The organism is Nocardia sp. NBC_01388 (genome assembly GCF_045040085.1).
Classification (GTDB): domain Bacteria; phylum Actinomycetota; class Actinomycetes; order Mycobacteriales; family Mycobacteriaceae; genus Nocardia.
The window spans coordinates 6891524-6907954 of record NZ_CP109553.1; the positions used below are offsets into that span (position 1 = coordinate 6891524).

Sequence of the window (16431 nt, forward strand, 5' to 3'; positions counted from 1 at the left end):
AGTGCTGCATCGAATAAATGCCTAGCAGGAAGGTGAACGTGGACTCGTTCAATCCCACCACCAAGACTCAGGCGGCTCTGACCGCCGCTCTGCAGGCGGCCTCCGCCGCGGGAAATCCGGAAATTCGTCCGGCACACTTGCTGGTGGCGTTGCTGGATCAGACCGACGGCATCGCCGCACCCCTGTTGAAGGCCGTCGCAGTCGATCCCGCAACGGTCCGGCGCGAGGCCCAGGACATTGTCGACCGGCTGCCCCGCGCCTCCGGAGCGACCACTCAGCCGCAACTCGGCCGGGAGGCGCTCGCCGCCATCACGGCCGCCCAGCGGCTCGCCACCGAAATGGGCGACGAATACGTCTCCACCGAACACCTCATGGTCGGCCTCGCCGCCGGTGACTCCGATGTCTCGCAGCTGCTGCTGAAGTACGGGGCCACCGCCGACGCACTGCGTGAGGCGTTCACCACCGTGCGCGGCAACACCCGGGTCACCACCGCCGATCCCGAGGGCAGCTACCAGGCGCTGGAGAAGTACTCCACCGACCTGACCGCCGCCGCCCGCGAGGGCAAACTGGACCCGGTCATCGGGCGCGACACCGAGATTCGGCGCGTCGTGCAGGTGCTGTCGCGGCGCACCAAGAACAATCCGGTGCTCATCGGAGAACCCGGCGTGGGCAAGACCGCCATCGTGGAGGGCCTCGCGCAGCGCATCATCGCCGGTGACGTGCCGGAGTCGCTGCGCGGTAAGAAGCTCGTCTCGCTGGACCTCGGCGCCATGGTCGCCGGCGCGAAGTACCGCGGTGAATTCGAGGAGCGGCTCAAGGCCGTGCTGGAAGAGATCAAATCCAGTGCGGGACAGATCATCACGTTCATCGACGAGCTGCACACCATTGTCGGTGCGGGCGCGACCGGTGAATCCGCCATGGACGCGGGCAATATGATCAAGCCCATGCTGGCGCGCGGCGAACTGCGGCTCGTCGGCGCGACCACGCTCGACGAATTCCGCCAGCACATCGAGAAGGATCCGGCCCTGGAACGCCGCTTCCAGCAGGTGTTCGTCGGTGAACCCTCGGTGGAGGACACCGTCGGCATTCTGCGCGGGCTCAAGGAGCGCTACGAGAATCACCACCACGTCCGCATCACCGACTCCGCGCTGGTCGCCGCGGCCACGCTGTCGGACCGCTACATCACCTCCCGGTTCCTGCCGGACAAGGCCATCGATCTGATCGACGAGGCCTCGTCCCGGCTGCGCATGGAGATCGATTCCCGCCCGGTGGAAATCGATCAGGTCGAGCGGGCGGTGCGGCGCCTCGAGATCGAGGAGGTCGCGCTCGCCAAGGAGACCGACGAAGCCTCCAAGCAGCGCCTGGAGAAGCTGCGTTCCGAATTGGCCGACGACCGTGAGCAACTCAACCAATTGATGACCCGCTGGCAGAACGAGAAGCAGGCCATCGATTCGGTGAGTGGGCTCAAGGAGGAGCTGGAGGCACTGCGCGGGGAATCCGAGCGCGCCGAGCGTGACGGCGATCTGGGCAAGGCCGCCGAACTCCGCTACGGGCGAATCCCCAAGCTGGAGAAGGAACTCGGCGAGGCCGAGGCCAAGGCCAAGGGCGCCTCCGACGGTGACGTCATGCTCAAGGAGGAGGTCGGGCCCGACGATATCGCCGAGGTGGTGTCGGCGTGGACCGGAATCCCCGTGGGCCGCATGCTGGAGGGCGAGACCCAGAAGCTGCTCCGCATGGAAGACGAGCTGCGCCACCGGGTCATCGGTCAGACCGAGCCCGTGCAGGCCGTCTCCGATGCGGTGCGCCGGGCCCGGGCCGGGGTCGCCGACCCGAATCGGCCGACCGGATCGTTCATGTTCGTCGGACCCACCGGCGTCGGCAAGACCGAATTGGCAAAGGCCCTGGCCGATTTCCTGTTCGACGACGAGCGGGCCATGATCCGCATCGATATGAGCGAGTACAGCGAGAAGCATTCGGTGGCTCGCCTGGTCGGCGCCCCGCCCGGATACGTCGGCTACGACCAGGGTGGTCAGCTGACCGAAGCGGTGCGACGGCGGCCGTACTCGGTGGTGCTCTTCGACGAGATCGAGAAGGCGCACCCGGACGTCTTCGACATCCTGCTGCAGGTGCTCGACGAAGGCCGGCTCACCGACAGCCAGGGTCGCACGGTCGACTTCCGGAACACGATCCTCATCCTCACCTCCAACCTGGGTGCGGGCGGCTCGCACGAGATGGTCATGAATGCCGTGCGCGCGGCGTTCAAGCCGGAGTTCCTGAACCGGCTCGACGATGTGGTCATGTTCCATCCGCTCGACGAGGAGCAGCTGGAGGAGATCGTCGGCATCCAGCTGAACCAGCTCCAGAAGCGGCTCGCCCAGCGCCGGCTCACTCTGGAGGTCTCCGATTCGGCCCGCTTCTGGCTCGCGGTCCGCGGCTACGACCCGGCCTACGGTGCCCGCCCACTGCGCCGCCTCATCCAGCAGTCCATCGGCGACACCCTCGCCAAGGAATTGCTCGCGGGCGAGGTCCAGGACGGTGACACCGTGAAGGTCAACGTCACCCCAGACGGAGACTCCCTCATCGTCGGCCGCTGACCCAGCCCCCCAACAGCCCGTGGCCCCGAGACACCAGTCCTCGGGGCCACGGCCCATCTCTCGAAACGCCGAGCCCCCAAACAACATCTGCTCCAAGGTCGTGGCCCGCCCGGGTCTGGACTGACGGAGCGGGGGAGCGAAGCGGAGGAGCGGAGGAGGGAAGACCCGGGTAACAGGGCCACGACCCGCCCGGAGCGAAGCGGAGGGCAAATTAAACACAGCACCCGCCCGCCCGAAGCACAGCCAGAAATTTCACAGCCCACGAGTTCGCGGCTGTTGTGGGTTTCGCACCCTAGTCTGGAGGTCATGACTAGTCCGAGCGATCCGTGGTCGCGGCGGCCCGAACCTGAGCCGGTGGATGGTCCGACCGAGAAGGTCGGGTCCGGCGCCGGGCAGGCGGGGCAGCCTTCGGAAGTCTCGCCGACCGAATATTTCGCGCAGCAGCAGGGGCCGGAGGCCACCCGGGTGCTGCCACCGCACGACCCGCAGTGGGGTGGCTACGAGGGCGGTGGCGAGTATCCGCCGACCGCCGCCTATCCGCCGGTGTCCGGCTACGGGCCGACGCCGGGCAACCCCGGAGGCATGAGTTACGGGCCGACTGCCCAGTACGCCGCGCCCGGGTATCCGGGCGGACCCGGTGGGCCCGGGGGCGGGTATCAACCGGCAGGGTTCCCGCAGCAGCCTGGGCCACCGCCACCACCCTCGCGGACCAACCTCTGGATCGGCCTCGGCATCGCCGCGTTCGCGCTGGTCGCACTGGTTGGCGTGGTGGTGGGAGTGCTACTGGCGCACAAGGATTCATCCGACAGTGCCGCTTCGGCCACCACCACCCGAACGACCGGATTCGCGATCCCGGGCTTCCCCGGCAACACCTCCGCGCAGTCGCCGCCGAGCGGTGTCCCGACCATCCCCGGCCTCGGCGATATCGACCAGCTCGGCGCGAATATGGGCACCATCGCGAGCAATGACGGCACCACCCTGACCATGACCTCCCTGTCCGGCACTACGGTGACCGTGCACACCGATGAACGGACGCAGGTGATTTCGCTGAGCAGTACCAAGGTGGCGGATCTACCCGTGGGCGAGATGGTGATGGTGCAGGGCGACAAGAACGCCGACGGATCCGTTCAGGCCAAGATCATCATCAGCACATCGCTGCCGGGTGGACCTCGGTGACTTATAAGGGTGCAGGCGTACCGGGCACACACCCGCCCGGCTGGATAGGGTAGGCGGCGATGACGGCTATATGGTTCGGGTTGGCGGCGATCGCGCTGGTGGGTGCGATCGTGCTGCTCTATTTCGATCGGCTGCAACGGCAGCGCACGGGACATGTGCGACAGGTCTGGGCGAAATCCCAGGGCTACACCTATGTCTCGGTGGAACCGGCGCTGGCCTCCACCTGGCGGCGCGGTGCGCTCGCCAAGCTCGGCTACCTGTCCGCGGTGGATGTGGTGTCCGGCAACCGCAAGGGCGAGAAGTTCGTGCTCTTCGATCTGGAGGATGCCGCCACCCTGGTCGCGGTGCGCCGGCAGATCGGCTCGGACATCGATATCGACCTGCGCCTGAAGACGGCCGCACCGCCCAAGGACCACGATCTGGAACTCCTCGGCGCCATTGGTGATCGGGTCGTGTTCGCCACGAATCCGGATATCGCCAGGCATGCCGTGGACCAGCGCATGGTGGCGTTCATCGAATCGCTGCCCGATACCGTGCAGCAGCTGTGGAGTGAGGGAAACTGGACCCTCGGCATGCTGCATGTGGCCTCCGTGTCCAAGGACTGGGAGATGGCCATCGACGCGGTGCTGCGGCTGTCCGGGCTGCTGCACGTGCTGCCGCCGGTCATCAGCTCCGAGCGCGGTCGCGACGAACTGCCGGAACCCGGTCGCTCGCATCCGGTTCCGGAGGACGAGGACTACGACGGTTACGACGAGGACGGCGATTACGACCGCCCCGCCGCCCGCCCGGCGCGTGCCGGAGAACCGGACGACGAGGACGATTACAGCCCGCTGCTGAACGATATCGCCGGCGAGGAATCCGAGTCCGAGTCCGAGAACTGGCGTCCCGCACTGAAAGTCGTGCCGGATCCGCGTAATCGCCCGCGCCGCAACTGGCCACCCGCGCCCGAGGCCGAGGGCGAGTGGTCCGACGAGGACGCCGAGGGCCGGCCCCGCCGCCCCCTGGTCGGCGACGACGACTGGCACGACGCCGAATCCGGCGGCTGGCACGAGGACGACTCCGAAGACCTTCCGGACGAAGAGCCCGAAGAGGGCTGGCGCAAGGATCAGGGCCGCAGCGCCCCGCCCGGCGGCCCCTTCCATCCCGGCTTCCGGCCGTTCCAGGGACCCGCTCCCCGGTGAGTCGCCACGCCCCGGTCTGCAAGACCGGGGCGTTTTCGTGCGTGTATTCGCCGCGCGGAGAGCCGCGAGGGACCACAATGGGTCCGCAGTCCCGGTCATCGCCGACCGTGCCCATATCGTGCGAGTGACGGGTTGTCGATGACCGAGAGCTCTCCTGATGCTCATGTAGATGACGCCGCGATGAGCGCCGCGCGTTTGCCCGGTGCGCATCGCCCCGTGGCCTTGGTCACCGGGCCGACGTCCGGTATCGGTCAGGCGTACGCGCTGCGGCTCGCGGCCCTCGGCTACGACCTGGTGCTGGTGGCGCGGGACCAAGCGCGGCTCGCGACACTCGCCCACGATGTCGAGGTGCGATTCGGGGCGCGCGCACAGGTGCTGCCCGCCGACCTGGCGCTCGCGGCGGATCGGGATCGGGTGGCCGCCCGGCTGGGTGAGGGCGTCCAATTCCTGGTCAACAATGCGGGATTCGATCTGTCCGGTGAGTTCTGGACGCTGGCGCCGGACGCCCTGCAGGCGCAATTGGATGTGAACGTCACCACGGTCGTGCAATTGACCAGGGCGGCGGTGCCGTCCATGGTGCACGCCGCTGACGGCACGGTGGTGAATCTGGCCAGCATGGCCGGTCTGATACCCGGTAGGGGTTCGACCTATTCGGCCTCCAAGGCGTACGTCGTATCCTTCTCGCAAGGGCTGGCAGGCGGGCTGGCCGGGACCGGAGTCCGGGTGCAGGCATTGTGCCCGGGGTTCGTCCGCACCGAATTCCACGAACGGGCCGGAATCGATATGGGCTCGCTGCCGCGACCCCTGTGGCTGACCGTGGACGAGGTGGTGGCGGGCTCACTGGCCGATCTGGAGAAGAACCGGGTGATCAGCGTGCCCGGCGCGCAGTACAAAGCGATCGCCGCGGTCGCCGGACTGATCCCGCGGTCCCTGGTGACCCGCCTGAATCGTGGCCTTTTCAACGCACGCGGAAGGACATAGACACAGCAATGCAGGTAACGACGACCGACCGGGACAGACTGGCCGAACTGGTGCGCGCACTCGCTGTCGTGCACGGCAAGGTCACCCTGTCCTCGGGCAAGGAAGCCGACTACTACGTGGACCTGCGGCGCGCCACCCTGCACCACGAGGCGGCGCCGCTCATCGGCAAACTGCTGCGTGAGCTCGTGGCGGACTGGGATTTCGAGGCTGTCGGCGGGCTCACCATGGGTGCGGATCCGGTAGCGGCAGCGGTGCTGCACGCACCGGGCCGGCCCGTCAATGCGTTCGTGGTCCGCAAGGCCGCCAAGACGCACGGCATGCAGCGGCAGATCGAGGGGCCCGACATCGTGGGCAAGCGCGTACTGGTGGTGGAGGACACCACGACCACCGGTAACTCGCCGGTCACCGCGGTGCGCGCACTGCGTGACGCCGGTGCCATTGTGGTCGGTGTTGCGACTGTCGTGGACCGGGAAACCGGGGCCGATGGCGTGATCGCGGCTGAAGGGCTGGAGTATCGGTCCATTCTCGGGCTGAAGGATCTGGCTCTGGGCTGATTCGGTGCCCTGGGTTAGCCTGAGTGCTGGTTTTCTGTCCGACAACGTTGTCGAACTGCTGTTGTGAAGGGTCGTGTGAGTCACCTGTGGTGAGCATTGCAATCAACAAGGGTCATCAGAATGTTGCGATGCTCGGCATCGGTGCCTATCGCCCCGAGCGCATCGTCAGCAATGCTGAGGTGTGCGAGCGGCTCGACTCCACTCCCGAGTGGATCTTCGACCGCACCGGCATTCACAACCGGCGCTGGATCAGTGGCGACGAGACGATTCGATCGATGTCGGTGGCGGCGGGCGAACGCGCGCTGAAGAACACCGGCATCGATCGGTCCAAGATCGGCGCCCTGGTGCTGTGCACCTCCAGCTGGCTCAAACTCACCCCGCACGGCGCGCCGAGTGTCGCTTCCGACCTGGGCATGAACGGTATCCCGGCCTTCGACCTGGTCTCCGGCTGCGGTGGCTTCTGCTACGGCCTCGGGGTGGCGACGGACATGATCCGTTCGGGCTCGGCCGAATACATTCTCGTCATCGGCGCCGAGACCATGACCGTCGGCCTCGACCCGACCGATCGCGGCACCGCCATGATCTTCGGCGACGGCGCAGGCGCGGTTGTGATCGGCCCGAGCGAGGAGAACGGCATCTCCCCGACGGTGTGGGGCAGCGACGGCGAGAACGCCGAGGCCATCTCCCAGGACGTGGACTTCCTCGCGTACATGAACAAGGCGCAGGCCATGCAGGGTACCGATCCCGAGGTCGAGCCCATCGGGCGCATGTCGCTGCATATGGAGGGCCCCAAGGTTTTCCGCTGGGCCGCGGTCACGCTGCCGCGCGCGCTCTCCAGCGCCATCGAGCTGTCGGGTGTGGCCAAGGAGGACATCGAGGTGTTCGTTCCGCATCAGGCCAATGCCCGGATCAACGAGCTCATGCGCAAGAACCTCGGGCTGCCAGACGATCTGCCCATGGCCAATGACATCGAGAACACCGGCAATACCTCGGCGGCGTCGGTTCCCCTCGCCATCGAGGAGATGCTGGTGACCGGTAAGGCCAAGGGCGGGCAGCTCGCACTGCTGCTCGGTTTCGGCGCGGGCCTGTCCTACGCCGGCCAGGTCGCCGTACTGCCCCCCGCCCCGGCCGAAGCCAGCTTCTGAGCCGAGATCCGCTGATGCCCAGGCCATTCCGAGCCGCGTTCGCCGGCGCCGCCGCCGTGACGGTGTTCGGCGCCGTCACCGGCCGCGACAAACTCCAGTGGGCCGCAAAGCCTTTGCTGATGCCGCTGCTGGCGGCGGATGTCGCCATCAATGACGACGGCCTCGACCCGGCGGACCGCACCGTGCTGCTCGGCGCCCTCGCCGCGGCGACGGTCGGCGACATCCTGCTCATCGCACCGGACGACGATCGCCGATTGATCGCGGGCGCTTCGTCTTTCGCGCTCATGCAGTCGGCCTACTCCTGGCTGTGGTGGCGTCGCGGCGCCCGCCCCCGTCCCCAAATCGCCGCGCCTCGCCTCGCCGCCTGGCTGGGCGCCGCCGCCCTCATGCGCGTCAAAGCCCCCACGGTCGCCCTCCCGCTCACCGCCTACGGAGCCACTCTCGGCGCCGCCGCCACCCTGGCAGGCGACCCCGGCCTCGCCACCGGCGCGAAAAGCATTGCAGGCCTGAACATCCCGGGACGCGACCCCCGCACCCGCCTCGGCCTCGGCGCTCTTCTCTTCACCATCTCCGACGGCCTCATAGTGCTGCGCAAGATCTTCGCCCGCAGCACCCGCTCCCGCCATATCACCGAGGGCGTCATCCTCACCACCTACGCCGCCGCCCAATACCTCCTCGCCGACCCCCGCGCCCATCACTGAGCGGGCCCGGCTTCCTCCGCACCGAACAGCGCGTACCCGCACGAACAGCGTCTAATGAGGCTGTTCGATTGAGACGGGCACTGTTCGGTAGCGCCCGCATCCACTGGACGGTGTGCGTACATACCCGGCAGCGCGAGTGCGTATCGCGCAGCGCGTACCTGTGCGGAACGGCTCGTGTAGGTGTCGCACAGCGCCGGTAGGGGCTGTGCGACTGGGGGGCTGTTTGGTGGGGTTAGCGGGTTGCGGGGCGGTGGCGGAGGTGGGTGAGGAGGGCTGTGCCTTCGGTCGTCCACCACTCGGTGTGGCCGAGGAAGTAGTGGTGGTAGGCGATTTCGGCGTTGGCGGGGTTGCCGGTGGGGATCACGCTGAGGAAGTAGTCGATTTCGGAGAGTTCGTATTCGGCGTGGACCAGGGGGAGCAGTGCTGGGAGGGCGCGGGATTCGGCGCTGGTGAGGGGGCGGATCGATTCGTAGCCGTGGAGCAGGGCGTCCACCTGGTCGACTTGGATGCGTGCGGGGCCGCCATTGCGCAGGGAGATCCAGTCGACGGCGCAGCGCTCGAGGGCGATGGCGACGTCGTGGATGGCGGTGGTGCGGTCGCAGAGGCCGAAATCTATGACGGTGGAGGGGGTTTCGTACTGCCAGAGCAGGTTGGTGCCGTGCCAGTCATTGTGGGTCCACCTGGGGGATAGGCCGTCCAGTAGCGGGTGGAGGCGGGCGTGGAACGGGAGGTGGAGGCGCTCCACGTCGGCGCGCCAGTCGCGTGTGTCCAGGAATGCGGTGAGCGCGGGGCGGGCGGCGGCCAGTTTTTCGACGGCCGCGATCGGATCGAGGGAGGAGAAGACCGTGAAGCTCCCCAGCAGGGGGCGGGGCGGCCGCGCCGGAGCGTCGTATCCGAGTGCGGCCAGGTGCACTCGGGCCAGCATGCGCCCGGCGGATTCGGCCTGCGCCAGGGATTGATAGGGCGACCAGGTGAACGTTCCCCGGTACAGATCGTCGCCGATCCCCAGTTCCTGTACCTCGTAGACGAATTCGCCCATTTCGCGGGTGAGTAGCACTCGCGGGATCGGAATTCCGTTCTCCCGCAGGTGATTCATGAAGCCGTGCTCCTCGGCGAGCGCTGCCGCGTCACGTAGGCTCCGCGGTAGCCGCTTGACGATGACCACGAGGCCGCTGGCGGCGCGGACCTGCGCGGTGGCGGAAAGTGGTCGGGGACTGCGCCATTCGATGACGGCGTCCGCATCGAGGAGGGTCATGATCTCGGGCTGGGTCAGCGGCGGCCAGTCGGGTGCGACCAGCGGATCCGACCCCATCCCGAAGACACGCTCACCCGCTGCGGAATCAGACCCTGCCATCGGCCGGTGCCCTCCGCCGCTGTGCCACAACAAGAACGGCGGTCACCGCGGCGGCAACCAGCCAGGAGAACAGGGAGGCCGAGGACCACCAACCGGGATGGAAGCCGATGCCATCCTGCACCTTGGTCCAGAAGTTCACCCACCAGTCGATGGAGCCCGGATTGCAGAGCTGATAGACCACGAATCCGCAGATCCACGGCAGCAGCATGAGCGGGCGGGTGGGAGCGTCCTGAGCGAGATTCCAGCCGTGGCGTCCGCTGCCGAAGAAGTAGTCGACGATCAGCACCGCGCTCAGAGGCACGAAGACCGACCCGATCAGGTAGAGGAAATTGGCGTAGCTGCTGAAGTCGTGCACCGGCAGCGCCAGCAGCGTGACGACCACGCCGACACCGAGGGTCAGCAGGCGGCGGTCCACCCGTGGCAGCAGGTTCTGGATGGACATGGCGGTCGAGTACACGTTCGCGAAGGACTGATCAGCCTCCCGCAACACCAGCACCGCGAAGAAGGCCCAGCCCGCCGTGACGCCGAGGAAGGTGTCGAAGATGCGGGTGGCATCGCCGCCCGCCTGCAGAATGGCCAGAATGCCGAGCAGATAGCACCAGAACTGCGCCACCGAGTAGCCGAGCACGGTGGCTCCGGCAGCGGTACGCGCCGAGCGCGAGTGCCGGGTGTAGTCGGCGGCCAGCGGCACGAATGATACCGATACCGCGAGCGTGGTGTCCACAGCCGGGAAGAATCCGCTCCAGCTGGTGCCCGTGACCGCCGGAATCGGTTGCCGCAGTAGCTGAATCGTGAAGTAGATGAGCGCGATGCCTACCGCCACAGCCACGTACTTGCGCAGGATGTGCATAACTCGCAACGGCCAGATGGCCATGACGGTGGAGAGCACGCCCCCTGCCACGATCACCAGTGCGTGCGGAACATGATCGTGGGTGAGCGCCGAAACACCGAGCGCGATGACGGTGAGTTCGTACACGCCCCAGCCGATGCACTGCACGATATTGGCGGCCGTCGGCAGGTAGGAGAGCTTGGTGCCGAAGAGTCCGCGCAGTACCGCCATGGCGGGCGCGCCGGTTCGGGTGCCGACCGCTCCGGTGCCGGCGACCATGGCGATACCGGCCACGGTGCCCACCAGGGTGGCCAGCAACGCGCCCGCGATCGGCAGCGGCGGATGTCCGGTGGGGAACAGGACGTAGGCCGCACCGCTGAACCCGATGAGGCTGACGCCGAGATTCAGCCAGAAGGCCGCCTGGTCACTGAAGCTCAGCGTGCGCGGCGGCTCGGTATCGAGCAGCAGCGGCGCTTCCTGGCGGTCGGGCGGTGTAGCGGTGGTCATGACCAGTGATGCTACGGGGCGGGTCGGGCAAAACGGGCAGCTAGCCGCCCTCGCGGGCGGGACACCGCCCGCCATCCGGCCCTGGCCCGCCCGCTGTCCCGCTCGTCATCCCGGCGTGCTTTCGGCCGGGATCCACACCGTCCTCAGCGCCACCGCTCGGTCGCTGTCACAGGCACAGCATGATGCGGTCGCGGTTGCGCGGATCGACGCGGATCGAAAGTATGCCGCCCACTGCGATTCTCGGCTGCACCACCGGTTCGACGTCGAAGACGATGCTGCCGTGATAGGTCTCCGACCCCGGCACCACCAGTTCCAGATCGAGTGCGGTGAGCTCGGTGCAGTGATCGGTGCGACTGAGCGGGTGCACGCCCTCGATGGTCGCCCAGCCCTCCAGGCCGTAGCGTTTGAGCCGCCGATCCTGGCGAGAGGGCTGCTGCGCCAGCAGCATTCCGAGGCCGAGGAACGTGCCGAACAGGCCGACGAGCACAACTATCTGCAGCGGTACGGTGCCGGGCGGAGTCAGTGGCTCGAGCCAGGCCAGCCAGATGCAGAGTGAGACGACATATGCGGCCGTCACGCCGAGCACAGTGCGAAAAATACGCGCGTGGTCCATCGAGACCCTCCAACCACGGCTTCCGGGACTCCAGAATAGTCCCGAATTTCCGTCCGCGTAGCGGATCGGGCGAGGTCAGGCCGGTGCGCGAAGTGCAGATCGGGCCGGTGCGCGGAGTGTGGTTCGGGCCGGTGCGCGGAGTGTGGTTCGGGCCGGTGCGTGGAGTGTGGTTCAGGCCGTTGTGCGCAGTGCGGTAAGCGCGTCCAGGTCGAGGGGGAGGGTGATGCCGTCCAGTTCGAGGGTCACCTGTCCCGAGTACTCACCGGTCGGTTCGTAGCGGCCGTCGCGCAGCCGGTGCGTGGACAGTCGCACCGACCCTTCGGTATCGAGCAGCCAGTAGTGCTCGATACCGCATTGCGCGTACTCCGCGAATTTCATGACCCGATCGGTGCGGCGCGAGCCCGGCGAGACGATCTCGATGGCCGCCAATACATCCGGGGGCAGTACCCGGGTGGCATGTGCCGCGCCCGCCGCACCGCCCACCACCAGCACGTCCGGCACTCGGACGGTCGCCGGATGCGCCTGCTCGATGACCAATTCGATGCGGGCCAGTGCCGCGACCCGCCTGGGTAGCGCGGGTTCCAACTGGGCCGCCAGCCGCCACACCGCCAGCTGATGGCGGGGCGGTTGCGGCGCAAGTACCAGCACCCCGTCCACCAGTTCGCGGCAGCGCCCGCGCTGTTCCTCGGGGAACGCCGACCATTCGGCCAGCGTCAACAGGTGATCAGGCCAGGACTCAACAGCTTTCATTGTTTCCGCCAGCGCTACCGCAGGACTCGACCGACGCATTCCGTCAGTCTTTCACGCTCGGCAACCCCGCAGCGACGTTTCAACCCTTCAATCGCAGAACCGCCAGCACCCGCCGGTGATGCAGATCCGACGGCGGCAACTCCAGTTTGGTGAAGATATTGCCCATGTGCTTCTCCACCGCTCGTTCGGTCACCGTGAGCGCCTGCGCCAGCGCGGAATTGGACAGGCCCTGCGCCATCAGCTCCAGCACCTCCCGCTCGCGCGGTGTGAGCCTGGCCAGCGAATCCTGTTGCCGGGCCGCACCCATCAGCCGGCTCACCACCTCCGGATCGAGTGCGGTGCCGCCGGTCGCGACCTGCTGCAGGGCATCCACGAAATCACCGATATCGGCCACCCGATCCTTGAGCAGATAGCCCACCCCGCCCGCTCCGGAGGCGAGAAGTTCGGTGGCATAGCGGGTTTCGATCCACTGCGAGAAGACCAGCACCCCGATCTCGGGATGACCGCGGCGCAGCGCGAGGGCCGCCAGCAACCCTCGTCGGTGAAGCTCGGCGGCATGCGCACATCCACCACCGCCACATCGGGACGGTGCTCACCCACGGCCGCCGCCAGCCCGTCCGCATCACCCACCGCCTGACCACGCTCGGTGAGCAGCGCGGTCAGCCCATCGCGCAGAATCCCATTGTCCTCGGCGATCACCACCCGCAGCCGCGCGGGCCCGCCGCTTCCGCCGCCGCTCGGGGTGCCGTTCATGCCGCACTCGGACGTTGGGCGCCATCCGCGACCCGAACGCGCTGCCGGGCTATCGCCTCGGCGCGGCAGTCCGCTCGTTCCATTGACGCCGGCCGAGTGGCCGGCATTCCCAGAGGAGCAGCGAACGCCCTGCCGTGTGCGGTCGCTGTCACTGCGGGCCCGCCAGGGGCAGGACCAGCGTCACGACCGTGGGGCCGCCGCTCGGGCTGTCCACCGTCGGGGTGCCGTCGACGGATCGGGCGCGGGCGGCCAGGCCCGAAAGCCCGCCCGCGACAGCGGTTTCGCCGTCGCCGATCGCCGGTTGCAGCGCACCGCCCTGGCCGTTGTCGCGCACGCTCACCATCAGGGCGTCCGTGCCGGTGGGCCGGACCGCCACCCAGATGCGTTTCGCGCCAGCGTGTTTCACCACATTGGTGAGCAGTTCGGCCACCCAGAAGTAGGCGATGGCCTTGATGGCGGGGCTGGGGCGCAGCAGCACCCGCAGTTCCACCGGTATCGCGCACCGGGCGGCCAGGGTTTCCAGGGCGGCCTCCAGTCCCAGATCCAGTGCGGGCGGTGGATGCCGCGCACCAGTTCGCGCAGTTCGGTCAGCGCCTCCTTGGAACCGGTGCGGGCCTGGGCGATGAGTTCACCGGCGTCGCCGCCGGTGGTCAGCCGCTCCTCGGCGCGGCCGAGCATCATGGCAATGCTGACCAGTCGCGCCTGGGTGCCGTCGTGCAGATCGCGTTCCAACCGGCGCAGGGTGGCGGCGGAATCGTCGACCGCGGAATCGTCGACTCTCCTGCAGTTCGACCAGCCGGCGGTCGCGGGCGGTGGGCGTGAGCAGCCACTGCCCCAGCAACCGGTGCAGCATATCGAGCACGATAGTGTGGACGGCTGCCGTTTCGCTCGTATCTCATCGTGGCTGGCAGACGGTACCGAGCACGAGCGAGCAGACCCGTCGATACGGGGTGTGGCCAGCACGACCATCGTGCGATTTGTCGCGCTCCGGCATGAATCGTCGTTCCGGGATAGGGCGAAATACCATGGTGCTGTGAGCTATCCGCCTTACGGCTACCAGGGTTATCCCGGTTACCCCATCCGGCCGCCGGACCATCCGCAGGCGACGACGGTCATGGTGCTCGGGATCATCAGCCTGGTCGGCGGGTTCCTGTGCCTGGTCCCCATGCTGCTCGGCCCGGTCGCGTGGGTGATGGGCGCCAAGGCCCGCCGGGAGGTGCAGCTTTCGGGCGGCATGCTGGGTGGGAGCGGCAATCTGCTGGCCGGAATGATCTGCGGGATCGTCGCGACCGTGATCCTCGGCCTGGCGATCCTGGTCTACGGCGGGATCATTCTGTTCGCCATCATCAACAGCCACTGACCGGCCGGGTCGGTGCGCCCTGACCTGTCATTACGATGACGCAGGTGAGTTCCAGCCCGACTGCCGACGAATCGCTCGCCCCCGGTCCGACCGAATGGGGTGAGCATCCGCACGGGGTCGGGCCGTGGCGCGAGGAGTACGGCACCGAACCGCCGGACGATCCGCGCCTGGACCCGGAATTGCTCGCACACGGCGACCGCCGCAATGTGGTGGACGCCTACCGCTATTGGGCCCGCGAGGCCATCATCGCCGATATCGACAGCCGCCGGCATCCCTTCCACGTGGCCATCGAGAACTTCGGTCACGATGCGAATATCGGCACGGTCGTGCGCACCGCCAATGCCTTCGGCGCGGCCGCCGTGCACATTGTCGGCCGCAAGCGCTGGAACCGCCGCGGCGCCATGGTCACCGACCGCTACCAGCACATCCACCATCACGCCGATACCGCCGAACTGCTGAAGTTCGCCGCGGCCGAGGGCCTGACCGTGGTCGCGGTCGACAATGTTCCCGGTTCGGTCCCGCTGGAAACCGCTCGGCTGCCTCGCGATTGCCTGCTGCTCTTCGGCCAGGAGGGCCCGGGCGTCACCGATGCCGCGCGTGACGCCGCCGTCCTGACCGTGTCGATCGCCCAGTTCGGCTCCACCCGGAGCATCAATGCGGGTGTGGCCGCGGGCATCGCCATGCATGCCTGGATCAGAGAGCATGCGGATCTGTCACACGCCTGGTAACAAATCAGCCACGAAACCGGGCGTGCGGCTGGCACTATTTGTCCTATGACTTCGCGGACCGGGCGCAATATCGAGCCGACCGCTGCGCTCTGGTCGGAGCGTGCCGATCTGGCCGAGTCGGCGATCGTTTCGCGGCATCTGAGAACGCTGTGGGCGGTGCCGGGAACGGCGCTCGGGGTGGTGGGGTGGCCCGCGACCAAACGCGAACGCGGCTTCGCGAACTGGCACTACTGGTGGCAGGCGCATCTGGTGGACTGCGCGGTGGATGCGGCGAATCGGGCGCCGACACCGGTGCGGCAGCGCCGGATCTGGTCGATCGCCCGCGGTATGCGGATGCGCAATCTCTCCGGCTGGACCAATAACTACTACGACGATATGGCCTGGCTGACAATCTCTTTGGAGCGTGCCGAGCGCACCCAGCAGGTCACCGAGGTCCGGGGTGCGCTGATCGCGCTGGACAAGGAGCTGTACAACGGGTTCGAGCCGGAGTTCGGCGCGGTGCCGTGGCGCAAGAACTCCGATTTCTTCAATGCCCCCGCGAACGGTCCGGTCGGTATTGCGATGGCCCGGCTCGGCCGCTACGCCCGCGCCCAGGAGATCTCCGACTGGCTCGACAACACCCTGCGCGACAAGGAAACCGGTCTCATCTTCGACGGCGTCCATCTGCCGTCCGGTGAGGTCGAACATCCCGTCTACAGCTACTGCCAGGGCGTGGTGCTGGGCCTGGAAACCGAACTCGCCGTGCACACCGGGGAGCCCCGGCATGTCGAGCGGGCCGTGCGCCTGCTCGCCGCGATCGAGGAGCATATGGTCGGCGGCGGTGTGGTCATCGGCGGCGGTGGCGGGGACGGCGGCCTGTTCAACGGCATTCTCGTGCGCTACCTGGCGCTCATGGCGGTGATGCTGCCCGGTGAGGACAGCGCGCAGGTCAACGCGCGCCGCACCGCGGCTGCCATAGTGCGCGATTCCGCGACGGCCGCCTGGGAGAACCGCCTGGAGGTGGAGGGCGATCCGCTCTTCGGCCCGGACTGGCGATTACCCGCCCGACTACCCGCGGTATCGGGTGCGGGGCGCTTCGAAGGGGGATCGGTCTCCGCCTCGCGCACCCCCGAACGCGATCTGTCCGTTCAGCTTTCGGGCTGGAAGCTCATGGAGGCGGCGCACACCGTCTCGGCTGCCGGACTCTGACTCGAACCCCGTCATCC

16 protein-coding genes and 1 pseudogene are annotated in these 16431 nt (G+C 67.7%); 10 read left to right on the top strand and 7 right to left on the bottom strand.

Going from position 1 to position 16431, the window contains the following annotated elements; translation table 11 throughout:
* Window positions 1-38: 38 nt before the first annotated feature.
* The 7 genes from clpB (at window position 39) to OG716_RS33000 (ending at window position 8332) form a co-directional block, all read left to right on the top strand.
* A complete protein-coding gene (clpB, locus tag OG716_RS32970; RefSeq protein WP_405134328.1) occupies window positions 39-2594 on the top strand; it encodes an ATP-dependent chaperone ClpB in 2556 nt (851 codons plus the stop codon).
* Window positions 2595-2900: 306 nt separating this feature from the next.
* Window positions 2901-3770: a DUF5666 domain-containing protein gene (locus OG716_RS32975; protein WP_405134329.1), complete on the top strand. Its 870-nt coding sequence runs from the start codon at window positions 2901-2903 to the stop codon at window positions 3768-3770.
* 59 nt (window positions 3771-3829) lie between these two features.
* Complete coding sequence (locus OG716_RS32980; RefSeq protein ID WP_405134330.1) at window positions 3830-4951, top strand: hypothetical protein; 1122 nt, start codon at window positions 3830-3832, stop codon at window positions 4949-4951.
* Between the two features lie 180 nt (window positions 4952-5131).
* Window positions 5132-5932 carry an SDR family NAD(P)-dependent oxidoreductase gene (locus OG716_RS32985; RefSeq protein ID WP_405134331.1) on the top strand — a complete coding sequence of 267 codons (801 nt, stop codon included), beginning with the start codon at window positions 5132-5134 and terminating at the stop codon, window positions 5930-5932.
* 8 nt (window positions 5933-5940) lie between these two features.
* On the top strand, window positions 5941-6486 hold the full coding sequence (gene pyrE / locus OG716_RS32990; protein ID WP_297623653.1) for an orotate phosphoribosyltransferase: 546 nt from the start codon (window positions 5941-5943) through the stop codon (window positions 6484-6486).
* An 86-nt stretch (window positions 6487-6572) separates the two neighbouring features.
* On the top strand, window positions 6573-7631 hold the full coding sequence (locus OG716_RS32995; protein WP_355130631.1) for a beta-ketoacyl-ACP synthase III: 1059 nt from the start codon (window positions 6573-6575) through the stop codon (window positions 7629-7631).
* A 14-nt stretch (window positions 7632-7645) separates the two neighbouring features.
* Complete coding sequence (locus OG716_RS33000; protein ID WP_405134332.1) at window positions 7646-8332, top strand: lysoplasmalogenase; 687 nt, start codon at window positions 7646-7648, stop codon at window positions 8330-8332.
* A 232-nt stretch (window positions 8333-8564) separates the two neighbouring features.
* On the opposite strand, the gene OG716_RS33005 is transcribed toward OG716_RS33000, so the two are convergent.
* The 7 genes and pseudogenes from OG716_RS33005 to OG716_RS33035 all read right to left on the bottom strand — a co-directional run bounded on the left by OG716_RS33005 (window position 8565) and on the right by OG716_RS33035 (window position 14107).
* The gene (locus tag OG716_RS33005) at window positions 8565-9686 is read right to left on the bottom strand and encodes a phosphotransferase enzyme family protein (RefSeq protein ID WP_405134333.1); all 1122 of its coding nucleotides are present in this window, start codon (window positions 9684-9686) and stop codon (window positions 8565-8567) included.
* Window positions 9673-11022, bottom strand: coding sequence for a purine-cytosine permease family protein (locus tag OG716_RS33010; RefSeq protein ID WP_405134334.1), 1350 nt, complete (start codon window positions 11020-11022; stop codon window positions 9673-9675). Before OG716_RS33010 ends, OG716_RS33005 begins: the two co-directional genes overlap by 14 nt.
* A gap of 166 nt (window positions 11023-11188) precedes the next feature.
* Window positions 11189-11635, bottom strand: coding sequence for a hypothetical protein (locus OG716_RS33015; protein WP_355130639.1), 447 nt, complete (start codon window positions 11633-11635; stop codon window positions 11189-11191).
* A gap of 171 nt (window positions 11636-11806) precedes the next feature.
* Window positions 11807-12385 carry a Uma2 family endonuclease gene (locus tag OG716_RS33020; protein ID WP_405134335.1) on the bottom strand — a complete coding sequence of 193 codons (579 nt, stop codon included), beginning with the start codon at window positions 12383-12385 and terminating at the stop codon, window positions 11807-11809.
* A gap of 79 nt (window positions 12386-12464) precedes the next feature.
* A pseudogene (locus OG716_RS33025) lies at window positions 12465-13093 on the bottom strand (LuxR C-terminal-related transcriptional regulator).
* A gap of 193 nt (window positions 13094-13286) precedes the next feature.
* Window positions 13287-13628, bottom strand: a complete 342-nt coding sequence (locus OG716_RS33030; RefSeq protein WP_405134336.1) for a sensor histidine kinase — start codon at window positions 13626-13628, stop codon at window positions 13287-13289.
* Complete coding sequence (locus OG716_RS33035; RefSeq protein WP_405134337.1) at window positions 13541-14107, bottom strand: histidine kinase dimerization/phosphoacceptor domain-containing protein; 567 nt, start codon at window positions 14105-14107, stop codon at window positions 13541-13543. Before OG716_RS33035 ends, OG716_RS33030 begins: the two co-directional genes overlap by 88 nt.
* A gap of 64 nt (window positions 14108-14171) precedes the next feature.
* On the opposite strand from OG716_RS33035, the gene OG716_RS33040 reads away from it, so the two are divergent.
* From OG716_RS33040 to OG716_RS33050, 3 genes are read left to right on the top strand one after another with little or no spacing between them, the layout of a single operon-like run.
* Window positions 14172-14498: a DUF4190 domain-containing protein gene (locus tag OG716_RS33040; RefSeq protein ID WP_355130645.1), complete on the top strand. Its 327-nt coding sequence runs from the start codon at window positions 14172-14174 to the stop codon at window positions 14496-14498.
* 44 nt (window positions 14499-14542) lie between these two features.
* A complete protein-coding gene (locus tag OG716_RS33045; protein WP_355130647.1) occupies window positions 14543-15226 on the top strand; it encodes an RNA methyltransferase in 684 nt (227 codons plus the stop codon).
* Between the two features lie 45 nt (window positions 15227-15271).
* Window positions 15272-16414, top strand: coding sequence for a glycoside hydrolase family 76 protein (locus OG716_RS33050; protein WP_405134338.1), 1143 nt, complete (start codon window positions 15272-15274; stop codon window positions 16412-16414).
* Window positions 16415-16431: the final 17 nt, after the last annotated feature.

Excerpts from the sequence above, each read along its gene's own strand:
- OG716_RS32980 (WP_405134330.1), top strand. The coding sequence starts at position 3,830 with ATGACGGCTATATGGTTCGGGTTGGCGGCGATCGCGCTGGTGGGTGCG.
- OG716_RS33015 (WP_355130639.1), bottom strand. The coding sequence starts at position 11,635 with ATGGACCACGCGCGTATTTTTCGCACTGTGCTCGGCGTGACGGCCGCA.
- OG716_RS32975 (WP_405134329.1), top strand. The coding sequence starts at position 2,901 with ATGACTAGTCCGAGCGATCCGTGGTCGCGGCGGCCCGAACCTGAGCCG.
- OG716_RS33000 (WP_405134332.1), top strand. The coding sequence starts at position 7,646 with ATGCCCAGGCCATTCCGAGCCGCGTTCGCCGGCGCCGCCGCCGTGACG.
- OG716_RS32985 (WP_405134331.1), top strand. The coding sequence starts at position 5,132 with ATGAGCGCCGCGCGTTTGCCCGGTGCGCATCGCCCCGTGGCCTTGGTC.
- OG716_RS33035 (WP_405134337.1), bottom strand. The coding sequence starts at position 14,107 with ATGGTCGTGCTGGCCACACCCCGTATCGACGGGTCTGCTCGCTCGTGC.
- OG716_RS33005 (WP_405134333.1), bottom strand. The coding sequence starts at position 9,686 with ATGGCAGGGTCTGATTCCGCAGCGGGTGAGCGTGTCTTCGGGATGGGG.
- OG716_RS33050 (WP_405134338.1), top strand. The coding sequence starts at position 15,272 with ATGACTTCGCGGACCGGGCGCAATATCGAGCCGACCGCTGCGCTCTGG.
- pyrE (WP_297623653.1), top strand. The coding sequence starts at position 5,941 with ATGCAGGTAACGACGACCGACCGGGACAGACTGGCCGAACTGGTGCGC.
- OG716_RS33010 (WP_405134334.1), bottom strand. The coding sequence starts at position 11,022 with ATGACCACCGCTACACCGCCCGACCGCCAGGAAGCGCCGCTGCTGCTC.
- OG716_RS33020 (WP_405134335.1), bottom strand. The coding sequence starts at position 12,385 with ATGAAAGCTGTTGAGTCCTGGCCTGATCACCTGTTGACGCTGGCCGAA.